At 64.4% G+C, this 18,871-nt stretch carries 17 protein-coding genes; 11 read left to right on the top strand and 6 right to left on the bottom strand.

Annotation, left to right across the window (positions count from 1 at the left end; all coding sequences use genetic code 11):
- Positions 1-46: 46 nt before the first annotated feature.
- Positions 47-913, bottom strand: a complete 867-nt coding sequence (locus ACWGS8_RS08835) for an SDR family NAD(P)-dependent oxidoreductase (RefSeq protein WP_454580557.1) — start codon at positions 911-913, stop codon at positions 47-49.
- A 135-nt stretch (positions 914-1,048) separates the two neighbouring features.
- Between ACWGS8_RS08835 and ACWGS8_RS08830 the strand changes: the two genes are divergently transcribed.
- The gene (locus tag ACWGS8_RS08830; protein ID WP_023668298.1) at positions 1,049-1,330 is read left to right on the top strand and encodes a hypothetical protein; all 282 of its coding nucleotides are present in this window, start codon (positions 1,049-1,051) and stop codon (positions 1,328-1,330) included.
- A gap of 18 nt (positions 1,331-1,348) precedes the next feature.
- Here the strand turns inward: ACWGS8_RS08830 and ACWGS8_RS08825 are convergent, their stop codons facing one another.
- On the bottom strand, positions 1,349-1,924 hold the full coding sequence (locus ACWGS8_RS08825; RefSeq protein WP_454580556.1) for a TMEM175 family protein: 576 nt from the start codon (positions 1,922-1,924) through the stop codon (positions 1,349-1,351).
- 210 nt (positions 1,925-2,134) lie between these two features.
- Here ACWGS8_RS08825 and ACWGS8_RS08820 point away from each other — a divergent pair, with 210 nt between their 5' ends.
- Entirely contained in the window at positions 2,135-3,343 is a 1,209-nt protein-coding gene (locus ACWGS8_RS08820) for an MFS transporter (protein WP_454580555.1), read from the top strand.
- A 32-nt stretch (positions 3,344-3,375) separates the two neighbouring features.
- Here the strand turns inward: ACWGS8_RS08820 and ACWGS8_RS08815 are convergent, their stop codons facing one another.
- Positions 3,376-4,848, bottom strand: a complete 1,473-nt coding sequence (locus ACWGS8_RS08815) for an MATE family efflux transporter (RefSeq protein ID WP_454580554.1) — start codon at positions 4,846-4,848, stop codon at positions 3,376-3,378.
- A 209-nt stretch (positions 4,849-5,057) separates the two neighbouring features.
- Here ACWGS8_RS08815 and ACWGS8_RS08810 point away from each other — a divergent pair, with 209 nt between their 5' ends.
- Positions 5,058-5,849: a L,D-transpeptidase gene (locus tag ACWGS8_RS08810; RefSeq protein ID WP_454580553.1), complete on the top strand. Its 792-nt coding sequence runs from the start codon at positions 5,058-5,060 to the stop codon at positions 5,847-5,849.
- A 71-nt stretch (positions 5,850-5,920) separates the two neighbouring features.
- Here the strand turns inward: ACWGS8_RS08810 and ACWGS8_RS08805 are convergent, their stop codons facing one another.
- The gene (locus tag ACWGS8_RS08805) at positions 5,921-7,384 is read right to left on the bottom strand and encodes an esterase-like activity of phytase family protein (RefSeq protein WP_454580552.1); all 1,464 of its coding nucleotides are present in this window, start codon (positions 7,382-7,384) and stop codon (positions 5,921-5,923) included.
- 297 nt (positions 7,385-7,681) lie between these two features.
- Between ACWGS8_RS08805 and ACWGS8_RS08800 the strand changes: the two genes are divergently transcribed.
- The 3 genes from ACWGS8_RS08800 (at position 7,682) to ACWGS8_RS08790 (ending at position 12,113) form a co-directional block, all read left to right on the top strand.
- Positions 7,682-10,093, top strand: a complete 2,412-nt coding sequence (locus ACWGS8_RS08800) for a GcvT family protein (RefSeq protein WP_454580551.1) — start codon at positions 7,682-7,684, stop codon at positions 10,091-10,093.
- 13 nt (positions 10,094-10,106) lie between these two features.
- Entirely contained in the window at positions 10,107-11,660 is a 1,554-nt protein-coding gene (locus tag ACWGS8_RS08795) for a trimethylamine methyltransferase family protein (protein ID WP_454580550.1), read from the top strand.
- A gap of 138 nt (positions 11,661-11,798) precedes the next feature.
- Entirely contained in the window at positions 11,799-12,113 is a 315-nt protein-coding gene (locus tag ACWGS8_RS08790) for a ferritin family protein (RefSeq protein ID WP_454580549.1), read from the top strand.
- An 18-nt stretch (positions 12,114-12,131) separates the two neighbouring features.
- Here ACWGS8_RS08790 and ACWGS8_RS08785 read toward each other — a convergent pair whose 3' ends face one another.
- Positions 12,132-13,157: a LacI family DNA-binding transcriptional regulator gene (locus tag ACWGS8_RS08785; RefSeq protein WP_454580548.1), complete on the bottom strand. Its 1,026-nt coding sequence runs from the start codon at positions 13,155-13,157 to the stop codon at positions 12,132-12,134.
- Between the two features lie 192 nt (positions 13,158-13,349).
- Here ACWGS8_RS08785 and ACWGS8_RS08780 point away from each other — a divergent pair, with 192 nt between their 5' ends.
- The 5 genes from ACWGS8_RS08780 to ACWGS8_RS08760 all read left to right on the top strand — a co-directional run bounded on the left by ACWGS8_RS08780 (position 13,350) and on the right by ACWGS8_RS08760 (position 18,329).
- Entirely contained in the window at positions 13,350-14,381 is a 1,032-nt protein-coding gene (locus ACWGS8_RS08780) for a Gfo/Idh/MocA family protein (protein ID WP_454580547.1), read from the top strand.
- Positions 14,378-15,286, top strand: coding sequence for a sugar phosphate isomerase/epimerase family protein (locus ACWGS8_RS08775; protein ID WP_454580546.1), 909 nt, complete (start codon positions 14,378-14,380; stop codon positions 15,284-15,286). Before ACWGS8_RS08780 ends, ACWGS8_RS08775 begins: the two co-directional genes overlap by 4 nt.
- Before the next feature lie 109 nt (positions 15,287-15,395).
- Complete coding sequence (locus ACWGS8_RS08770) at positions 15,396-16,403, top strand: substrate-binding domain-containing protein (RefSeq protein ID WP_454580545.1); 1,008 nt, start codon at positions 15,396-15,398, stop codon at positions 16,401-16,403.
- A gap of 85 nt (positions 16,404-16,488) precedes the next feature.
- Complete coding sequence (locus ACWGS8_RS08765; protein WP_454580544.1) at positions 16,489-17,286, top strand: ATP-binding cassette domain-containing protein; 798 nt, start codon at positions 16,489-16,491, stop codon at positions 17,284-17,286.
- Entirely contained in the window at positions 17,283-18,329 is a 1,047-nt protein-coding gene (locus ACWGS8_RS08760; RefSeq protein ID WP_454580543.1) for an ABC transporter permease, read from the top strand. Before ACWGS8_RS08765 ends, ACWGS8_RS08760 begins: the two co-directional genes overlap by 4 nt.
- A 1-nt stretch (position 18,330) precedes the next feature.
- Here ACWGS8_RS08760 and ACWGS8_RS08755 read toward each other — a convergent pair whose 3' ends face one another.
- A complete protein-coding gene (locus ACWGS8_RS08755) occupies positions 18,331-18,855 on the bottom strand; it encodes a hypothetical protein (RefSeq protein ID WP_454580542.1) in 525 nt (174 codons plus the stop codon).
- Positions 18,856-18,871 lie beyond the last annotated feature (16 nt).

The following is an 18,871-nucleotide window of genomic DNA, read 5'->3' as shown; positions in this document are numbered from 1 at the left end:
AACCAGCTAAAGCGCGTCGCGCGATCTGTTTTCCGCACGACGCGCTTTAGCTTTTGATGAAGGCCGCGAACGCATCCTTGTGATCGGGGTGCCAGCGCGACAGGGCCGGACGGTTTTCGATGATGTCGCCGATCGCCCAGGCCATGCGCTTCTCGTCCAGCGGCCGCGCCACGTCATTGTCCGGGCACAGGATGTAGAAGTCGCCCCTGGCCAGGGATTCCAGCATGAAATCAATGACCTGTTCGCCGGTCCAGGCGCCGGCCGGCTTTTCCGTCGCCCCTTCGGTGAGGCCGGTATAAGTGAAGCCGGGAATGAGCAGATGCGCCGACATTCGATTGCCCGGTTCGTTGCGCAGCGCATGCGCCAGGCCTTCGGTGAATGCCTTCACGCCGGCCTTGGAGACATTGTAGGCGAGGTTGCCGGGCGGCGTGGTGATGCCTTGCTTGGAACCGGTGTTGATGATCAGGCCCGGCTTGGCCGACGCCAGCATGCGTGGCGCGAAGGCTTCGACGCCATGGACGACACCCCAGAAATTAATGTCGAGCAGCCGTTTCCAGCCATCGCGGTTTTCCCAGGGTTTTCCCGGATTGTCGCCGACGCCGGCATTGTTCATCAGCAGTGAGACTTCGCCGAAGGCGCCAAATGCGCGGTCGGCGAGACGATCGACCTCATCGGCCTTCGAAACATCAGCGGCGACGGCAAGCACGGCATCGTTGCCGGCAATGGCCGAGACCGCGCGGGAGGCATCGTCCAGGCGCGCGCCGCCAATATCGGCGAGCACGATCTTCATGCCCATCAGCGCAAGCCGCCTGGCGGCCGCCAGACCGATGCCGCTGGCGGCGCCGGTGATGACGGCGGTGTTGCCCGGGCCAAGCGCGGGCAGGGCGGTCTGGATTTCGGCGTCGGTGATCATGAGCAACAGCGTCCTTTTCTCGATGGCGCCGAACTTAGCGCCGGAACGGGCTTGCGCAAGCCTTCGTCAGTGTCACTTCGGGTTGACCAGTCGGGCTGCAACTGCGCATGCTGCCCCACAAATGGAGATTTTCGATTGACGGACTGGGTTGCGATTTTGAAGGAGCAGACCGCCACCGGCGACCAGATGGGGCGCGAGGTGCCGCAGATGCTGGCCAACCCCGACATCAGCGAAGCGCAGGTGAAGACACTGTTTTCCGCGCTGGAAAAACAGGCCGAGTTCGTCGAGAAGCTGCGCATGGCGCTGGAGAAATTCGGCCATGATTTCTCGATCATCAAGGCAGCCGAAAGGCTGGAGGAGCGCTATGCCGATCTTGCGGCGTCGGTCGCTGAAAAGCTGAAAGCGATGCGCAAGTAGAGCGCCAGACAAAAAGCGCTACTTTTCGATCACCCGCGCGAAGCGCGTATCCGGCACGAGCCAGATCATCGCGACCAGCACATAAAGCGCGACGCCGATCCACTGATTGACGAAGGTCAGCACGACAGCTGCGATGTAGACAGCCAGCGAGAGCTTGCCCTTGCGGTCGTTGCCCAGTGCCTTGGCAAAAGCGGTGTCATTGCCGTGCAGGCGATGCAGCGCGGCGGCCAGAATATTATAGGCGATCGCGCATAGAGCGAGATCGGCGCCATAGACGGCGACCGGCACCGGCGCGAAATGGTTCTCGCCCATGAAGGCTGTCGTCACCGGCATAAGTGACAGCCAGAACAGCAGATTGAGGTTCGCCCACAGCACGCGGCCGTCGACGCGCTGCACGGTGTGAAACATGTTGTGCAGATTGTTCCAGTAGATGCCGACATTGATGAAGGACAGCACGTAGCTGAAGAAGACCGGCCACAACGGCAACAGGGCGGAAACATCCTCGCCATGCGGCACTTTCAGCTCAAGCACCATGATGGTGATGATGATGGCAACCACACCGTCGGTGAATGCCTCGACCCTGCCCTTGCCCATGGAGCCTCCTTGATGGTGGCTCAGACTAGGGAACTAAATGTCCGGAGGCTACGGCTCATGCCCGTGCTGTCCACAAGCTCCGAAGCGAGCGAACTGCAATCCGGGTTTGGACAATGCCCACAATGTCAGGAGCCTGCCCGCCGGCCGGAACGTCGGAGATGAAAGCGCGTTGACAAGGCGATCCCCCGAAACTGGTGACGAGATTTGGCCATGGCCTTGCGCGATTTTGCACATTCACAAGGAGACGCTCGCAGCGACCACCTTGCAATCCCGACTGTCGCCGCCATGATCGCCGTGCTGTTTGCCGGCAGCACGGCGCTGACGCCGCTTTATATCGTCTACAAGCAGCAATTCGGCTTTTCGCAGATCACGCTGACGCTGATCTATGCGGTCTATGTCGTGGGCAATCTTGGCGCCTTGCTGGTGTTCGGCGGGATGTCGGATGTTATCGGGCGCAGGCCCGCGGCGCTGGCGGCGATGGTTGTCGCCATCGTCAGCGCGATTGTTTTCCTGTTCGCCGAAAACGTCCTCGCGCTCGACATAGCGCGCATCCTGAGCGGGCTTGGCATAGGCATCGGCGCTGGGACCGGAACCGCGTGGATTGCCGAGCTCTTGCCCGCTGCCAACAAGTCGCGTGCCAGCGTCATCGCCACCAGCACCAATTTCCTCGGCCTCGGATTTGGCGCGCTTGTCTCGGGACTGTTGGCGCAATATGAGCCGTGGCCGTTGCGCCTGGTCTTCATCGTCTACCTGGCCGCCCTTGCGGTGGTGACGTTCCTGGTCTGGCGCACCCGCGAAACGGTGGCCAAGCCAGGCAGTCTCAGGCGCGTTTCCATGCGGCCGCGGCTTTCCGTACCAGCGGAAATTCGCGCGCGCTTCGTCGCGCCGGCGGTGACCGGCTTTGGCGCCATGGCGTTGGTCGGCTTCTATGCGGCATTGGCGCCAAGCATCCTGGCGCAGCAACTCCACGAGGCCAACCACGCTGTTGCCGGCGGGCTATTCTTCGAACTAGCCATCGTCGCGGCGATAAGCATCCTGGTGCTGATGCGCGTGCAGAGCAGCAGGGCGATGGTGGCCGCGCTCGTCTTGATGGTCCCAACCGTCCTGCTGATGGTGGCGGCGCAGATGCTGGCCTCGATGGCGCTGATGATCATGGCCACCGCCTGCTGCGGCGTGGCGGGCGCGCTTGGCTATCGCGGTGGCCTGCAGGTGGTGAACGAGATCGCGCCTGAGGATCGGCGCGCGGAAGTGGTGTCCAGCTTCTTCATCTGTTGCTTTGTCGGCAATGCCTTGCCCGTCATCGGCATCGGCGTCGTCTCGACCTACGCCAATCCCATCGCCGCGAGTGTCGCATTCGCTGGAATGATCATAGCGTTTGCGCTTGTGGCGCTGGCCTTTGGCCTGCAAAGCAGGCGCTGAGCCAAGGGCCGGCGAGCCGGCCGGTTGGACCTTCAGCCGTTCGGTGTCTCGGGCGCCATGTTGGCGCGACCGCGTGGCACGCCAAGCCCGGTGTCCGGCGGCTCACCGGCGGCCGGCCTGTTTTCGATCATGTGCAGTGTGCGCCAGCCGCCGAAACGGTAATAGGCCGCGGCCAGCACAAGCGAGGTGATCGAGCCGGCCGGGAAACTCCACCACAACGCTTCCTCGCCGATCACGCCGCGCATGAAATAGGCAAAGCCGGTGCGCACGATGAGCACCGAAATCACCAGGATGATCAGCGGTGGCATCACCGCGCCAGTGGCGCGCACGGTGGCGAACAGCACGATGGTGATGCCGAACAGGATGAACGACCAGGACGCGGCCGTGTTGATGTGGGCGGCGATCTCGATCGCCGCGCTGTCGCTGCTCAGGAACAGGCCGAGGATCGGGCGGTCGAAGAGCCACAGCAGCGCGACCAGGGCGCCGGTCAGGACGAGGTTGAAGCCGACGCCGGAGGCGGCGACGCGGCCGATCCGGTCCCAGCGGCCAGCCCCGACATTCTGCGCCGCCATCGAGGAGACCGCGGCACCGATGGCCAGCGCCGGCATCTGGATGTAGGTCCAAAGCTGCGCGGCGATGCCGTAGGCGGCGGCGACCTGCGAGCCGTAGGAATTGACGATGCCCATCACCGTCAGGGCCGCCGCGGAAATGACAATCATCTGCAGGCCCATCGGCACGCCCTTGAAGACGACGATGCGCAGCAAGGCAGGGTCGGGCCGCAGCAGAGCCAGATTGGCGCCGGCCAGCCGCAGCGGGTGCTTGCGCGCGTAGAGCATCACAAGGATGGCGATGACGCTCACCGTCTGGCCGATCAGCGTCGCGGTGGCGGAACCGGCGATGCCAAGTTCGGGGAAGGGGCCGATGCCGCGGATCAGCAGCGGGTTGAGCACGATGTCGAGGACGACCGCCAGCGCCATGAAGATGAAGGGCGTGCGTGAATCGCCCGCACCGCGCAGCACGGTCATGACGAAGGACAGAAGGTTCATCATCGGCACGGCGACGAAGATGATGCGCAGATAGGAACGCGCCAGCGGCAAGGCGTCCGCCGGTGTGCCAAGCGTGTTGAGGATGGCATCGACCCAGATCCAGCCGCAGACGGCGAAAACCACCGAAACCAGGAAGAAGAAGGTGGCGCTGGTGCCGACGATGCGGCGCGCCTCGGGCAGGTCCCGGGCGCCGACCGACTGCGCCACCAGGATGGTCGCCGCCATGCCGATGCCGAACACGGTGCCCAGGATCAGGAACAGGACGAGGTTGGCGTTGGAGGTGGCGGTCAGCGCCGATTCACCGAGAAAGCGGCCGACCCAGACGGCATTGATCGACCCGTTGAGCGACTGCAGCACGTTGGAACCCAGTACCGGCAAGGCAAACAGCAGCAGCGTGCGCGGGATCGGGCCGCTGGTCAGGTCGCCGGTGCGCCGGCGCGCGGGCATTTTTTCGTCCATGGCTGGCAACTCGGCAAAGTGATCTGGATCCGTTCCACCATCATTGCCGATTCAACGAGGCAGGTCGATGCGGAGTGGCAAAAGCTTGGCCGGAGGTCTCATGGCGCACCTTGATCTAACCATGTTCTCAAAGCTCCCGGAATGGGCTATTGATCCCTGGGGCGTGGGGCCCGCATTCCTATCAGATCTTGCGAATAGCCGGGGGGTTCATGTCCGATAGTCCGCTGTTTTCCGAGCGCCTGAGCCGGCGCGCGCTTCTCGGTGCGTCCGCGTTGGGCGCGGCCTCGATGGCTCTTACGGCGTGTAAAACGGCGGAGGTGGTGACGCCGCCGCCGGTGGCCGCGGCGCCACCCGACACGGCGTTCGGCGATACCGTGACCATGTACGCGGCGCGCACCGACGAGGGCTATCAATTGCCGGCGATCCCGGTGGCCAAGCTCGATCCGAAGTTCGTGCGCCAGATCGTGGCCGACCCGACGGGAGAAAAACCCGGCACCATCGTCGTCGATGTCTCCGAGCACTTCCTCTATCTGGTGCGCGACGGCGGCAAAGCCATCCGCTACGGCGTCAGCCTCGGCAAGGCCGGTTTCGGCTGGACCGGCAGCGCCGTGGTTCAGGCGCGGAAGAAGTGGCCGGTGTGGACGCCGCCGCCTGAAATGATCCAGCGCCGGCCGGAACTGGCGAAATTCAAGGACGGCATGCCGCCCGGCCCGCAGAGCCCGCTCGGCGCTCGCGCGCTCTATCTGTTCCGCGACGGCAAGGACACAATGTACCGGCTGCACGGCACGCCGGAGTGGGATTCCATCGGCAAGAACGCCTCGTCGGGCTGTGTACGCTTCATGAACCAGGACATCATCGACCTCTACAGCCGCGTCAACGGTCCCGCGCAGGTCTTCGTGCGGCCGAACCTGTCGGCCGCCGGCAAGATCATGGCCGTGTCGAGCAGGACAGCCGAGCCGATCGATGCCGGCGTCCCGAAGGACGCGGAGTTCTTGAAGTAGCCTTCACGATCTGCCTGCGTAAAACGGGAGATAGGCGGACGCGCCAAGCGCGCCCGCCTGGATGACGGTCGTTACTTCTTGGCGAGGCCGGGCAGCGTGACCTGATAGACCAGGAACATGGTGTCGACATTGGCACCGTCGTCGGCCTTGTAGGGCGCGCCGACCTGGAAACCGTCCTGGGCAAGGAAGTCGTTGTCATTGGCGACGAACAGGAAGTAGTCGTCGGGCAGCTTCGGATCGAGCACGCTGGCCAGCGACATCGCTTCCCACTTCTCCGAGAGGTTGTTGTGGTCGTTCGGCGCGCCATTGTGCAGGCCGAAGCGATTGAGCTCAGCATTGTCGTTGATGTCGATGAAAGGCGTCAGCTTGGCCGGCGTCACCGACGGATCGAGCACGCCCTTGGGCGCGACTGGCTTGTCGGCGGCGTCGAAAGGGCCGCCTGCGATGTCGGTCGCGGCCGAAACGTCGACGACGAAGATCTGGCGCAGAAGCGAGGTGTCGCCCTTGACGCCCTGGCCGTTGCCGCTGTCGCGCGCCAGCATCAGGAAGGACGTGTCCGACAGCGCCACGATCTCGCTTTGCGCGGCGACCTTGGTCTTGCCCTTGGCGTCCTTGAACACCGGCAGCGGCACGACATATTCATGCGCCAGCTTGAGATGGGCCAGGTCTGAGGCGTCATAGACCAGCGCCCTAGTGTTTTGCCGGGTCGAACCCGAATCGCCGCCATCCTGCCTCGTCGCCGACTGCAGCACGGCGATCAGGAACTTGCCGTCCGGCGTCATCGCCATGCCTTCCAGGCCCTGGTTGTTCTGGCGGCCGGTCTCGGGATCCTTCGGGTCGGGCTCGGCGGCACCTGGGCCGGGATTGTCAGAGGAGAAGTTCGGCGCGCCCTTGCGCATCGGCACCAGGGCCGCCGGCGGCTGGGTCGCCGACAACAGGCGGCCTTGCGCCGAGAAGTGGTAGATGTTGGGGCCATATTCGTCGGAGATGAACATCGAGCCGTCGGATAGCCGCACGACCGCCTCGTTGTCGAGGGCGAGCTTGCCATTGGTGGCGGCCGGCAGCATCGGCATGTCGCCGGCGGCGGCGCGCACATCCGACAGCGGATCGAGGCCGGTGGCGTCGGCGCCCTTGTCATCGGTCAGAAGCATGGTGTCGGCAAGCGTCGCCTTGACTTCGGTCTGTTCCTGGCCAGCGGCGCCTGGTGCTGCCGGCGTGAACTCGATGCCGATCGTGTTGAGGCGCGGCCGGTAGTCGGTGGTGCCGGCGACATTATAGCCGCGATCCGGCAGCAGCCAGAGCGAACCCTTGTAGGTGCCCGCATCATGCGTCCAGCTCGATGTGTCGATCGCCATGCCGGAACCCGAGCCGAACGTCTCGCCGAATTTGTCGCGCTGAGCGGCCGGGATGCGGCCTACGCCGACCAGGCCCTTGTTGACGAGGCCGATCGCAGTGCTGTCGGCGAGCGCTGGCGACAAGGCGGTGAACAAGGCCAGCGCGACGCCGAGCGAGGCGGTTCGGTGCAGGTGTTTCATGGATGATCCTCTTTGTGACAGATGTGCCGGAGCGGCCGAAGAGCAAAAAAGCTGAAAGAGGCGGTACATCGATGATGCCGCGCGCCGCCCCCCTAAAGCGGTCTACGGCGCGAACATGATGCTTGCGTGACATTGCGGCATGCCCGCCGGCCAGCGCGTTCACAGGTCGGGAAAAACACGCGGTGGGGCGGAAGAATGGATCATCCCCACGCGTCCGCCCGAGCGTGCAAGCGCGGTACTGGACACATATGTCTAGCGTATGTATGGTGCTGTCTCTGACGCATTGGGAGGGAAGCCTTGAAGTCGCACTACCGTGCAGTCGTCATCGGGGGCGGGGTGGTCGGCGCCTCGGTGCTTTACCATCTGACGCGGTTCGGCTGGTCTGACGTGGCGCTGATCGAGCGCGCGGAACTGACGGCCGGCTCGACCTGGCATGCGGCAGCCGGGTTTCATGCGCTCAACGCCGATCCCAACGTCGCGGCGCTGCAGGACTACACTATCAAGCTCTACCGCGAGATCGAGGCCGAATCCGGCCGGAATATCGGCCTGCACATGACAGGCGGCGTGAACATGGCCAGCGATCCGCAGCGCTGGGAATGGCTGAAATCGGCCTGGGCGGTGTTCCAGTCGGTCGGCATCGAAACCGCCCGGCTGGTGACGCCCGACGAGATCAAGGAAATCTGTCCGATCGTCGACGTCACCGGTGTGCTCGGTGGTCTTTACGATGCCAATGAGGGTCATCTCGACCCCTATGGCACGACGCACGCCTATGCCGGCGCCGCGAAAAAGCGTGGCGCCGACATCATCCTGCGCAACCGCGTGATCGAGCTGAAAGCGCGCGCGGACGGCCATTGGGATGTCATCACCGAGCAGGGCACCATCATTGCCGAGCATGTCGTCAACGCCGGCGGATTGTGGGCAAAGCAGCTCGGCCACATGGCAGGCGTCAACCTGCCGGTGACGCCGATGGAACATCACTACTTCATCACCGAAGACATTCCGGAAGTTGCCGCTCTCGACCGGGAACTCGGGCTAGCGGTCGATCTCGACGGCTTTTCCTACCTGCGCCAGGAGCGCAAGGGCGTGCTGCTCGGCGTCTACGAGCAGAACCCGAAGCACTGGAACATGGACGGCGCGCCATGGGACTACGGCATCGAGTTGATCCCGGAGGACATCGACCGCATCAGCCCGGAACTCGCCAAGGCGCATGAGCGCTTCCCTTGCCTGGCGACAGCAGGTATCCGCAAATGGGTCAACGGCGCATTCACCTTTACTCCCGACGGCAATCCGATCGTCGGACCGGTGCGCGGCCTGAAAAACTACTGGGTCGCCTGCGGCGTCATGGCCGGTTTCAGCCAGGGCGGTGGCGTCGGCAAATCGCTGGCCGAGTGGATGATCCATGGCGAGCCGCAGGCCGACATTTTCGGCATGGACATTGCCCGCTACGGCGCCTTTGCCGCCAACCGTGAATATCTCAGACAAACGACGCGGCAATTCTATGCCCGCCGTTTCGTCATGACCTTTCCCAATGAGCGGCTGCCGGCGGGCCGGCCCTTGAAACGCCCTGGCGCCTATGACGGCATGAGTGCCGCGGGCTGCGAATGGACGGCGTCGTGGGGGCTGGAAATCCCGGCCTATTTCGCGCCGATGGGGTTTGCCGAGAACACCACGCTCAAGCGCTCCAACGCTTTCGGCATCGTCGGTGACGAGGTGCTGCAGGTCCGGCGGGCCGCCGGTCTCGTCGATATCTCGGCCTATGCGCGCTACGCGCTGACGGGACCAAACGCCAGGGCATGGCTCGACCGGCTGCTTGCCTGCAAGCTGCCGAAAGCCGGACAGGCGCGGCTGGCGCCAATGCTCGGGCCGGACGGGCGGCTGAAGGGCGACCTCACCGTGATCAACTGGGGCGGCGGCGACTATTGGCTGATGGGCTCCTACTATCTCAGGGAATTCCACATGCGCTGGTTCGAGAGCCAGGCAGGAGAGGGCGTCACGGTCACCGACATCTCCGACGCGACAAGCGGCTTCCTGCTGACCGGGCCGAATGCGCGCAAAATCCTGGAATGCACCACGCATCAGGATGTCTCCAGCGCGGCACTGCCGTTCATGGCCTGCGCCGCATTCGACATCGGGATGGTGCAGGCACAGGTTGCCCGCCTCTCTATCGCCGGCGAGCTCGGCTTCGAGATCAACTGCCCCGTGAGCATGCATGCCAAGCTGCGTGAGATACTGCTTGCCGCCGGCGAGGATCTCGGCCTGGCCGAGATCGGCTACTACGCGCTCAATGCGCTGCGACTGGAGAAAAGCTTCGGCATCTGGTCGCGCGAATTCACGCAAGGCTACACGCCAGGCCAGACCGGCCTCGACCGGTTCATCGCCTTCGACAAGGGCGATTTCATCGGCCGCGAAGCGGCGCTGAGGGAACGCCAGACACGCGCCTCGCAACGGATCGTGACGCTGGAGGTCGATGCGGCCGATGCCGATGCCAGCGGCTTCGAGCCGGTGTGGCGCGGCGGCCGGCGTGTCGGCTTCGTCACTTCGGGCGGCTTTGGCTACACGATCGGCAAGAGCGTCGCGCTGGCGTTGGTCGACGGCGATTTTGCCGAGGAGGGTACGGCGCTTTCGGTGCACATTGTCGGCGTCGAACGGCCGGCTCGCGTCATCGTGGCGTCGCCCTACGATCCCGCAGGCAGGGCGATGCGGCAATGAGGAGGATTTTTCGATGATCGATGACGCGGCACGGGACAGCAGGCGCGAGCGCCGGCGTGGACGCACGGGCGAAGCCGGCAGCGAAAGCAGCCGCCGGCCCAACTACCGGTCTCTGAAGAATCCGTTCCTGCCGCAGCCGATCTTTTCGGATGACCAGGTGGCTTCCATCCACGACACGGCGCTGCGCGTTCTGGAGGAGCTCGGCATCAAGGTGCTCTTGCCACAGGCGCGGGAGATTTTCGCCCGTGCCGGTGCGCTTGTGGACCCGGACACCGACATGGTGCGCATCGGCCGCGACATCGTGGCCGCGGCACTGGCCTCGGCGCCAAAATCAATTCCAGCGCTGGCGGGCGACCGCAACCGCGATCTTTTGCTCGAACTCGGTTCGATGACGTTCCTCGCCGGAGCTGGCGCGCCCAACGTCACCGATCTCGAACGCGGCCGCCGACCGGGAACGCTCGGCGCCTTCGAGGAATTGACCAAGCTCATCCAGCATTTCGACGTACTGCACATGCTTTGCCCCTGCATCGAGCCGCAGGATGTCGACAATCACTTACGCCACTATGCCGTCAACCGCGCGCAGCTGACGCTGTCCGACAAGTTCCCCTTCATCTTCGCGCGCGGCACGCCGCAGGTCGAGGATGGGTTTGAGATGATCCGGCTGGCGCGCGGGCTGTCGGAGGATGAATTCCGTGCTGGCGCCCATTGCTACACCATCATCAACACCAATTCACCGCGCCAGCTCGACATTCCGATGGCGCAAGGCATCATCGACTTCGCCGACGCCGGGCAGGTCCTGGTCATCACGCCGTTCTGCCTGGCAGGCGCGATGGCGCCGATCACGGTCGCCGGCGCGCTGACGCTGCAGCATGCCGAGGCGCTGGCCGGTCTGGCGCTGGCGCAGATCGTGCGTCCGGGCGCACCCGTGCTTTACGGTTCCTTCTCCTCCAATGTCGACATGAAGTCGGGCGCTCCGGCGTTCGGCACACCCGAGCACGTCAAGGCGACACTGGGGGCCGGCCAATTGGCGCGCTTCATCGGCCTCCCCTGGCGTTCGGGCGCCGGCAGTGCCGCCAACATTTCCGATGCGCAGGCAGCCCATGAGTCGCAGTTCGCCCTTTGGGGCTCGGTGCTTGCCGGCGCCACCGTCTGCATCCACGCCGCGGGCTGGCTGGAGGGTGGCCTGAGTGTCTCCTTCGAGAAGCTGATCACCGACATCGAGGCGGTGCAGTCGATTGCCGAGCTTTGCGCGGCAACTCCTGGCGACGACGATGCGATCGGTTTCGAGGCCATCGCCGAAGTGCAGCCTGGCGGGCATTTCTTCTCGGCCGGCCACACGATGGCGCGCTACCGCACCGCATTCTATGAGCCACTGGTGGCCGACTGGTCGAATTTCGGTAACTGGACGCAAAGCGGATCAAAGACCGCCAGCGAGCGCGCCACCGGTATCTGGAAACGCATCCTCGCCGATTTCGAGCCGCCCGCTTCGGCTGCCGCCACCGCGGGAGTGCTCGACGAATTTATCGCGCGGCGCATCGAAGAGGGCGGCGCGGCGCCGGTTTCATGAGCGGCGAGCTTTCGTGCGAGACACCTGGCGCTTGCCGCGGTGCGCCGGCCGCTGGAGCGGGCATTGGCGGAATTGCAGCGATGATGCGGAACCGGTGGCATTCCCGGGCATTCATGGGCATGAACCACGGAGGACGCCATGGGTTTCGACCAGTATCACGAACCGCCTGAAGACCTGTCGCAGAAGGTGCGGACCTTTGCCCGCATGATCACCTCGCTGATCGAGGAGGCGGAAGCGATCGGCTGGTACGAGCAGCGCATCTCGGTGGAGAAGGATCCGCAGGCGCGGGCAATCATGCAGAACGCGCAAAGCGAGGAGTTCAAGCATTTCGGCATGGACCTGGAATTCCTGCTGCGCCAGAAGAAGGACTGGCGCGCGGAATTGAAGGAAATCCTGTTCACGTCAGGCGACATCGTCAAGGCCGGCGAGCGGGGCGAGAAGAAGGTGGATTGACACCCTTCACGGGCGCCATCAATCGCTGTCGCGCGCGATCAGTTCCAGCGGCCAGACTTCGCGGGTGATGCGCGGGCCTTCCGGGCCGGCGAAGGCGGGAAGCGAGGCCAGCAGCATTTCGGCCAGCCGCCTTCCCATCGGCTCCAATGGCGGGCGGAAGGCGGTCAGCGCCGGCGAGAAATAGCGGCAGAGCGGCGTGTCGACGATGACGCACACGGCGATGTCGTGGCCGGGGCGGATGCCCATCTCGGCCAGCGCCTTGCAGCCGCCGAGCGCCATGGCGTCGTTGTTGAAGATGATGGCCGTGGGGCGGTCCTTTGCCAGCATCACGCGGGGCGTCACCTGGTAGCCGCCGGCCTCATTGATGAAGCCATCGGCGATCAGCGCGGGATCGACCTCCATGCCATGCCGCTTCAGGGCTTCGCGGTAGCCGTCGAGGAACAGATAGCCGAAGTTGAGATCGAGGGAAGGGCGGATGGCGGCGATGCGGCGGTGGCCGCGTGCCACCAGCCGGTCGACGGCATCGCTGCCGGCCTTCTTGAAATCGAGGTCGAGCGAGGGGTAGGCCTTGCCGCCGCTGCGGCTGCGGCCGAGCGTGGCGAAGGGGAAGCCGACCTGTGTGAGATAATCGATGCGCTCGTCCTCGCGCCGGGTCCAGGCCAACACGACAGCGTCGGCCCGGCGAGTCTCGACGACGCGGCGCAGGCGCTCCTGCTGATAGTCGCCCGGCGCGCCCATCACCACGGTCAGGTCGAGCCCGTTTTCGGCCAGGCGGGCCTGCAGCCCGATCAGGAAGGGAATGAAGAACGGTTCCCCATATTGCTGGTCGCCAGGATGCGGCTGCAGCATGAAGGCGATCGAATGGGTCGCGCCTTGCCTGAGACTGCGGCCGGACTGGTTGGGTGAATAGTTCAGCTTCTTGGCGGCGTCGAGCACGCGCTGGCGCGTGTCGGCATTGACGTCGGCGCGGCCGTTCAGCGCCCGCGACACGGTGCCGATCGAAATGTTCAGGTGACGCGCTAGGTCGTGGATGCTGGACGCCAAGGACAGTTCTCCCCCGTCTTGGCTATCATTGGCTGCCGCTCAGGCCAAGGCTTCGGGACGATTTTCGCTGGCAGCCGATTGACATTCTACGCTAACGGGTGTGTTCTCGTAAACGTTTACGGAAAACGTTTACGGCGATGCCGTGGATGCCGTGACATTCGGTCTGGGGGGACCGAACGGGAGGAGTGCCGGATGATGAATGTCGTCCTCGTCGGCTGCGGCGCGATGAGCAGGCAATGGCTCGATGCCGCGAGGCAGATCGACGGGCTGGCCATTGTTGGCCTTGTCGACCTCGACGCCGAGCGGGCGAAGGCGAGGGCGCTCGAATACGACCTCACCGGCGCCATCATCGGCACCAGCCTCGACGCGGTGCTCGACCAGACCAGGCCCGACGCGGTGTTCGATGTCGTGGTACCCGCGGCCCGGCGTGAGGTCGCGCTTTCGGCCTTTGCGCACAATTGCCATCTCCTGACCGAAAAGCCGCTGGCCGACAGTCCGGAAAACGCGCGCGCCATTGTCGAGGCGGCCCGCCAGGCCGGGCGCATCCATGCCGTCGTGCAGAACCGTCGCTACGTCGCCAATGTCAGGCGTATCCGCCGCTTTCTCGACTCCGGCGCCATCGGCAGTCCGACCAGCATCCATGCCGATTTCTTCGTCGCGCCGCATTTCGGCGGCTTTCGCGAGGAGATGGCGCATGTGCTCCTGCTCGACATGGCCATCCACACTTTCGATGCCGCCCGCTATATGGCCGGCGGCGAGCCGGCCGGCGTCTACTGCCAGGAATGGGAGCCGGCCAATTCCTGGTACCGGCAGGGATCGTCGGCAAGCGCGGTCTTCGATCTTGGTGGCGGCAAGGTCTTCACCTATGCCGGCTCCTGGTGCGCCGACGGTTTCCGCACCAGCTGGGAAGGCAGCTGGCGGATCGTCGCCGAGCGCGGCAGCCTCATCTGGGACGGCCACGACCTTTTGACGGCGGAGGTGGCGGCGACGGAGCGCGATGGGCTGTTCGCCAAGACCCAGCCGATCGAGGTGCCGCCGCTCGATTCGGCCGACCGCGTCGGCGGCCATCTCGGCATCATCAGGGATTTCATGCATGCCATAGAGACCGGCACCGAGCCGGAGACGCGCGGCGCCGACAACATCAAAAGCCTGGCCATGGTTTTCGGCGCCATCGAAAGCGCCGAGACCGGCCGGCGCGTGGCGATTACACAGGAAACACTATGATGCCAAACCCGCTTCTCGACATCCGGATCGGCACCATGGTGCGGGCCAACCTCGACGACCCGGCGGCGTACATCAAGCAGATCCTGCAGCTCGGGTTCGAAAGCATCCAGCCCTTCTTCTGGCAGACGCTGGGCGGCAAGGACCTGCCACGCCTTGCCGGCGAGATCCGATCGGCGATCGGCGATGCCGATGTCGTCGTGTCTTCGCTCGGCGTGTTCGGCAATCCGCTGGAGAGCGGCGAGGTCGATCGCGGCGTGCTCGCGGCCTGGGAAACGGTCATCGACAATGCGCATCTGTTCGGCACCTCGATGGTCAGTGGCTTCACCGGGCGGTTGCGCGGCAAGAAGCTGACCGACAGCCTGCCGCGCTTTCGCGAGGTGTGGGGACCGCTGGCCAGGCGCGCCGCCGACAAGGGCGTGCGCATCGCCTTCGAGAATTGCGCCATGGACGGCAATTGGGCGGCTGGCGACTGGAACATCGCCCACAATCCGGACGCCTGGGAGCTGATGTTCAACGAATTGCCGGACGAAAATCTGGGTCTGGAATGGGAGCCCTGCCATCAGCTCGTCTATCTGATCGATCCGATCCCGCAGATCCGCAAATGGGCGCCGCGCATCTTCCATGTCCATGGCAAGGACGCCACCGTGCGCTGGGACGTCATCCGCGAGCACGGCGTGTTCGGCCGGCTGCCCTTCGTGCAGATGCGCACGCCCGGCTTCGGCGACAGCGACTGGACGCGGGTGATCAGCGAATTGCGGCTGGCTGGCTACAAGGGCGCCATCGACATAGAGGGCTGGCACGACCCGGTCTATCGCGACGATCTCGAAATCACGGGGCAGGTCCGGGCGCTGGAATATCTCAAGCAATGCCGGGGAGGCGCCAGCTACCTGCAGAATCCGAAATGAGGACAAATTTGATGAGAGAATTGGCCGGCGGAGGAGCCGGTTCGTAAGTGGCGAAGCAATCGTCAACAGCCCCCTCGGCTGACGAGGGAAACAATGGGAGGACAAGTGCATGAGCATCGCGATCAGAACGACACTTCTGCGCACGACCGTCGTGGCCGCTGCCACGGCGCTTTGCGCCGCCATCTCGACCTTGCCGGCATGGGCGCTCGACGGCCAGTGGTGCAAGGATGTCCATATCCGCTTCTTCGTCGGCGGCGCCGAGGGTGACGCTTTCGGCACCATCGTCTATAATGGCGCCAAGCAGGCGGCAGCCGATCTCGGCCCCAAGGTCGACTACATCTTCTCGGGCTGGGACGTCGAAAAGATGGTGCAGCAATTGCGCGAGGCGGTTGCGGTCAAGCCCAACGGCATCGCCATGATGGGCCACCCAGGCGAAGACGCGATCATGCCGCTGGCCGAGCAGGCGCACAAGGACGGCATCAAGATGATGTACCAGAACGTGCCGGTGCCGAAGGTAACGGCGGCGTTCGGCGGCGGCTATGTCGGCGCGCAGCAGGAACAGCAGGGCCGCGCGCTCGGCGCCGAGGCGTTCAAGCTGGCAGGGCTGAAATCCGGCGACAAGGCGATCATGATCGGCCCCTTCGACAATGAGAGCCGGGGCGCGCGCGAGCGCGGGACGGTCGCCGCGCTGAAAGAGGCCGGCGTCGACGTCGTTCAGATCAATTCCGCAACCGAGTGGGCCGCCGATCCGAACCTCGCCATCCCGGTGATCACCGCGGCGTTGCTCAACAATCCCGGTGTCAAGGCGGTCGGCTATCCCGGCGGCCAGATGCTCGGCAATGTCCCGACCTACATGCAGGCCGCGGGCAGGAAGCCCGGCGACATCTTCAATTTCGGCTTCGACACCAGCCCGCAGATCGTCGAGGGCTTCAAGGGAGGCTGGGTGCAACTGACGGCCGACCAGCAGCCATTCATGCAGGGCTATCTGCCGATCCTCAGCCTCTGCCAGCAAGTGGTACTGGGGTTGGCGCCGATGAATGTCGACACCGGTGCCGGCTTCGTCACTCCGCAGAATTATGAGATCGTCTCAGAGCTCGCCAAGCAGGCGCTGCGCTGACCTCCCAAGGCTGCCGGCCGGGCCTAACCCGGCCGGCAGGACCGCCGGCAATGGGCCGGCATGTGACAATGAAAGCGAGGATCCGATGGCCGAACGCATCATCGAACTGCGCGATATCAAGAAGTCCTATGGTCAGGTCTATGCTCTGGGCGGCGTCAATCTCAGCGTCGACCGCGGCGAGGTGGTCGGCCTGCTTGGCGACAATGGCGCCGGCAAGTCGACGCTGATCAAGATCCTGTCCGGCGTGGTCAGGCCGACCAGCGGCGACATCCTCGTGCGCGACAGACCGGTGACCGGCTGGAGTGCCGCGCGCTCGCGTGACGCCGGCATCGAGACGGTGTTCCAGGACCGGGCGCTGGCCGTGCAGCAGACCATCGTACGCAACATCTTCATGGGCCGCGAATTGACCAGCTTCATGGGCTGGCTGAAGGTCAACAAGGAGATCGAAGAGGCGAGCCGGCTGATGCGCGAGATCGGCTTCACCTCGAAAGTGTTCACGCCGCACTCGATCGTCGGCCAGCTGTCGGGCGGCGAACGCCAGGGCGTGGCGATCGCCCGCGCCATCTACAAGCAGGCGGAACTGATCATCCTCGACGAGCCGACGACGGCGCTGTCGCTGACCGAGACCGCCAAGGTGTTCCATTTCGTGCGCCAGGTGCGGGCGAGCGGCCGCTCGATCCTGTTCATCGGCCACAACATCCACCACGTCTTCGACATTGCCGACCGCTTCGTGGTGCTCGATCGCGGCAAGGTGGCGCTGACCGCCGACCGCAGCGCGGTCAAGTCGGCGGAAGATTTGATCAATTTCATGGAGGACGTCGCGCATCCCGGCGGATTGCCCGGACTGCGCGAGGCCGGCGAAGCGGAGCAGCAAGCACGATGAGCAAGACCATGGAACCCGATCTCGAAAGCCATCTGCGCGCTCATGCCGGGTCCGCCCGCCAGGAGTGGAAACATCCATCCGATCACTGGCTGCGCGGCTTCGTCCTCGACAACCGTGCCTCGCTCGGCACGCTCGCCGTGTTCATCGTCATGATGGCGGTGTTCATGGTCGCCAACCCGACCGTGTTCACCACCTGGTATCTCTACAGTTCGGTGCTGACGACGCTGCCCGTGGCGCTGTTCGTGGTCGTGCCGCTGGTCTTCGTCGTCACCTGCGGCGAGATCGACTTGTCGTTTCCGGCGACGATGGGGTTTGCCTCCTGGGTCTTCGCCCTGGTGGTGCAGGCCGGCTACGATCCGTTCATCGGCATTGCCGCGGCACTCGTCACCGGCATGCTGCTCGGCTTCCTGGTCGGGTCGCTGGTCGTCTATGGCGGGCTGTCGTCGCTGATCGCCACGCTCGGCATGAATTTCCTGCTGCGCGGCCTGATCCAGATCATCAACGAAGGCAAGTCGATGGCGCTGACCAGCCTCAGCAACAGCTGGGCCTACAAGATCTTCTCCAGCCAGATCTACGGCATTCCGGTGCAGATCTTCTGGGCCATCGCCTTCGTCGTGCTGTCGGCGATGCTCTACAACAGGCATCGTTTCGGTGCGCAGGTGAGGGTGGTCGGCGACAATCCCGACAGCGCCCAGCAGATGGGCATCGACGTCAAGCGCGTGCGGGTGAAAGTGTTCGTCTTCGTCGGCATCGGCGCGGCGATCGCCGGCACGTTCTCGGTGATGATCAACTTCACCTGGTGGCCGACAGCCGGTGACGGCTATCTCCTGCCGGTGCTGGCCTCGGTGTTCGTCGGCGGCACCCCGACCTGGGGCGGCATTGGCACGGTCGCCGGTGGCGCGATCGGCGCGGTGACCGTGTCGTTCATCCAGACCGGCGTCGTGGCGGCGGGATTGAGCGGCTTCTACGTGCAGTTCTTCAACGGCCTGATCATCATCCTGTCGCTGCTCGGCCATAAGTGGAACCAGGCAAGGTATAGGTGAGTCAGGACCATATGGCTTCATCGAAGAGTCGCTTGCGCTCATCTTCATCGAACAGGGCGGCGAATCGGCCAAGATTGAACTGCCTTTTGCCCATCGCGATCACCGCGATGATGCATGAGACAAGCAATGACTCTTCGGCTGCATCGAGTTCCCTGAGACCGATCTGAACGAGGCGGCGCCATGCCTGCTCGTAGGGTTCTCGGAGATCGGTCGTGGGGACTGGGTTTTTCCCAATCTGCCGCGCCTCCTCGATCATCGCGACTAGCGCATATGTGTTCCAGTCAGAAACGCCTCGCTGCTCATGGATCCGGACCAAATGGGGGACGGCGGCGTAGGATGCCTGTCCGACGTCCCCTTGGTGATAGAGTTCTGTAGCCAACTCTTGCCACGCGGCCTCAACGTCCTCACCCAGTTCGAGAGAGCGAAGCGCCTTTCGCGGATCATAGGGAACGCGATACCCGCCCGAGAAGAGCGTCCACCGTTCGTCATCAAGGTCTATGCCGGCGAAGCTGATAGGGTTAGTCATCGAGTGCCTTGATCAG

The organism is Mesorhizobium sp. 43Arga, from assembly GCF_053714255.1.
Note: the sequence above shows the minus strand (reverse complement) of the source record. Positions and strands in the feature narration are given on the sequence as shown.

Coding starts and splice junctions, on each gene's coding strand:
- ACWGS8_RS08835 (WP_454580557.1), bottom strand. CDS start 913: ATGATCACCGACGCCGAAATCCAGACCGCCCTGCCCGCGCTTGGCCCG.
- ACWGS8_RS08765 (WP_454580544.1), top strand. CDS start 16,489: ATGGCCGAACGCATCATCGAACTGCGCGATATCAAGAAGTCCTATGGT.
- ACWGS8_RS08820 (WP_454580555.1), top strand. CDS start 2,135: ATGGCCTTGCGCGATTTTGCACATTCACAAGGAGACGCTCGCAGCGAC.
- ACWGS8_RS08755 (WP_454580542.1), bottom strand. CDS start 18,855: ATGACTAACCCTATCAGCTTCGCCGGCATAGACCTTGATGACGAACGG.
- ACWGS8_RS08790 (WP_454580549.1), top strand. CDS start 11,799: ATGGGTTTCGACCAGTATCACGAACCGCCTGAAGACCTGTCGCAGAAG.
- ACWGS8_RS08815 (WP_454580554.1), bottom strand. CDS start 4,848: ATGGACGAAAAAATGCCCGCGCGCCGGCGCACCGGCGACCTGACCAGC.
- ACWGS8_RS08775 (WP_454580546.1), top strand. CDS start 14,378: ATGATGCCAAACCCGCTTCTCGACATCCGGATCGGCACCATGGTGCGG.
- ACWGS8_RS08760 (WP_454580543.1), top strand. CDS start 17,283: ATGAGCAAGACCATGGAACCCGATCTCGAAAGCCATCTGCGCGCTCAT.
- ACWGS8_RS08810 (WP_454580553.1), top strand. CDS start 5,058: ATGTCCGATAGTCCGCTGTTTTCCGAGCGCCTGAGCCGGCGCGCGCTT.
- ACWGS8_RS08825 (WP_454580556.1), bottom strand. CDS start 1,924: ATGGGCAAGGGCAGGGTCGAGGCATTCACCGACGGTGTGGTTGCCATC.
- ACWGS8_RS08795 (WP_454580550.1), top strand. CDS start 10,107: ATGATCGATGACGCGGCACGGGACAGCAGGCGCGAGCGCCGGCGTGGA.
- ACWGS8_RS08780 (WP_454580547.1), top strand. CDS start 13,350: ATGATGAATGTCGTCCTCGTCGGCTGCGGCGCGATGAGCAGGCAATGG.
- ACWGS8_RS08770 (WP_454580545.1), top strand. CDS start 15,396: ATGAGCATCGCGATCAGAACGACACTTCTGCGCACGACCGTCGTGGCC.
- ACWGS8_RS08805 (WP_454580552.1), bottom strand. CDS start 7,384: ATGAAACACCTGCACCGAACCGCCTCGCTCGGCGTCGCGCTGGCCTTG.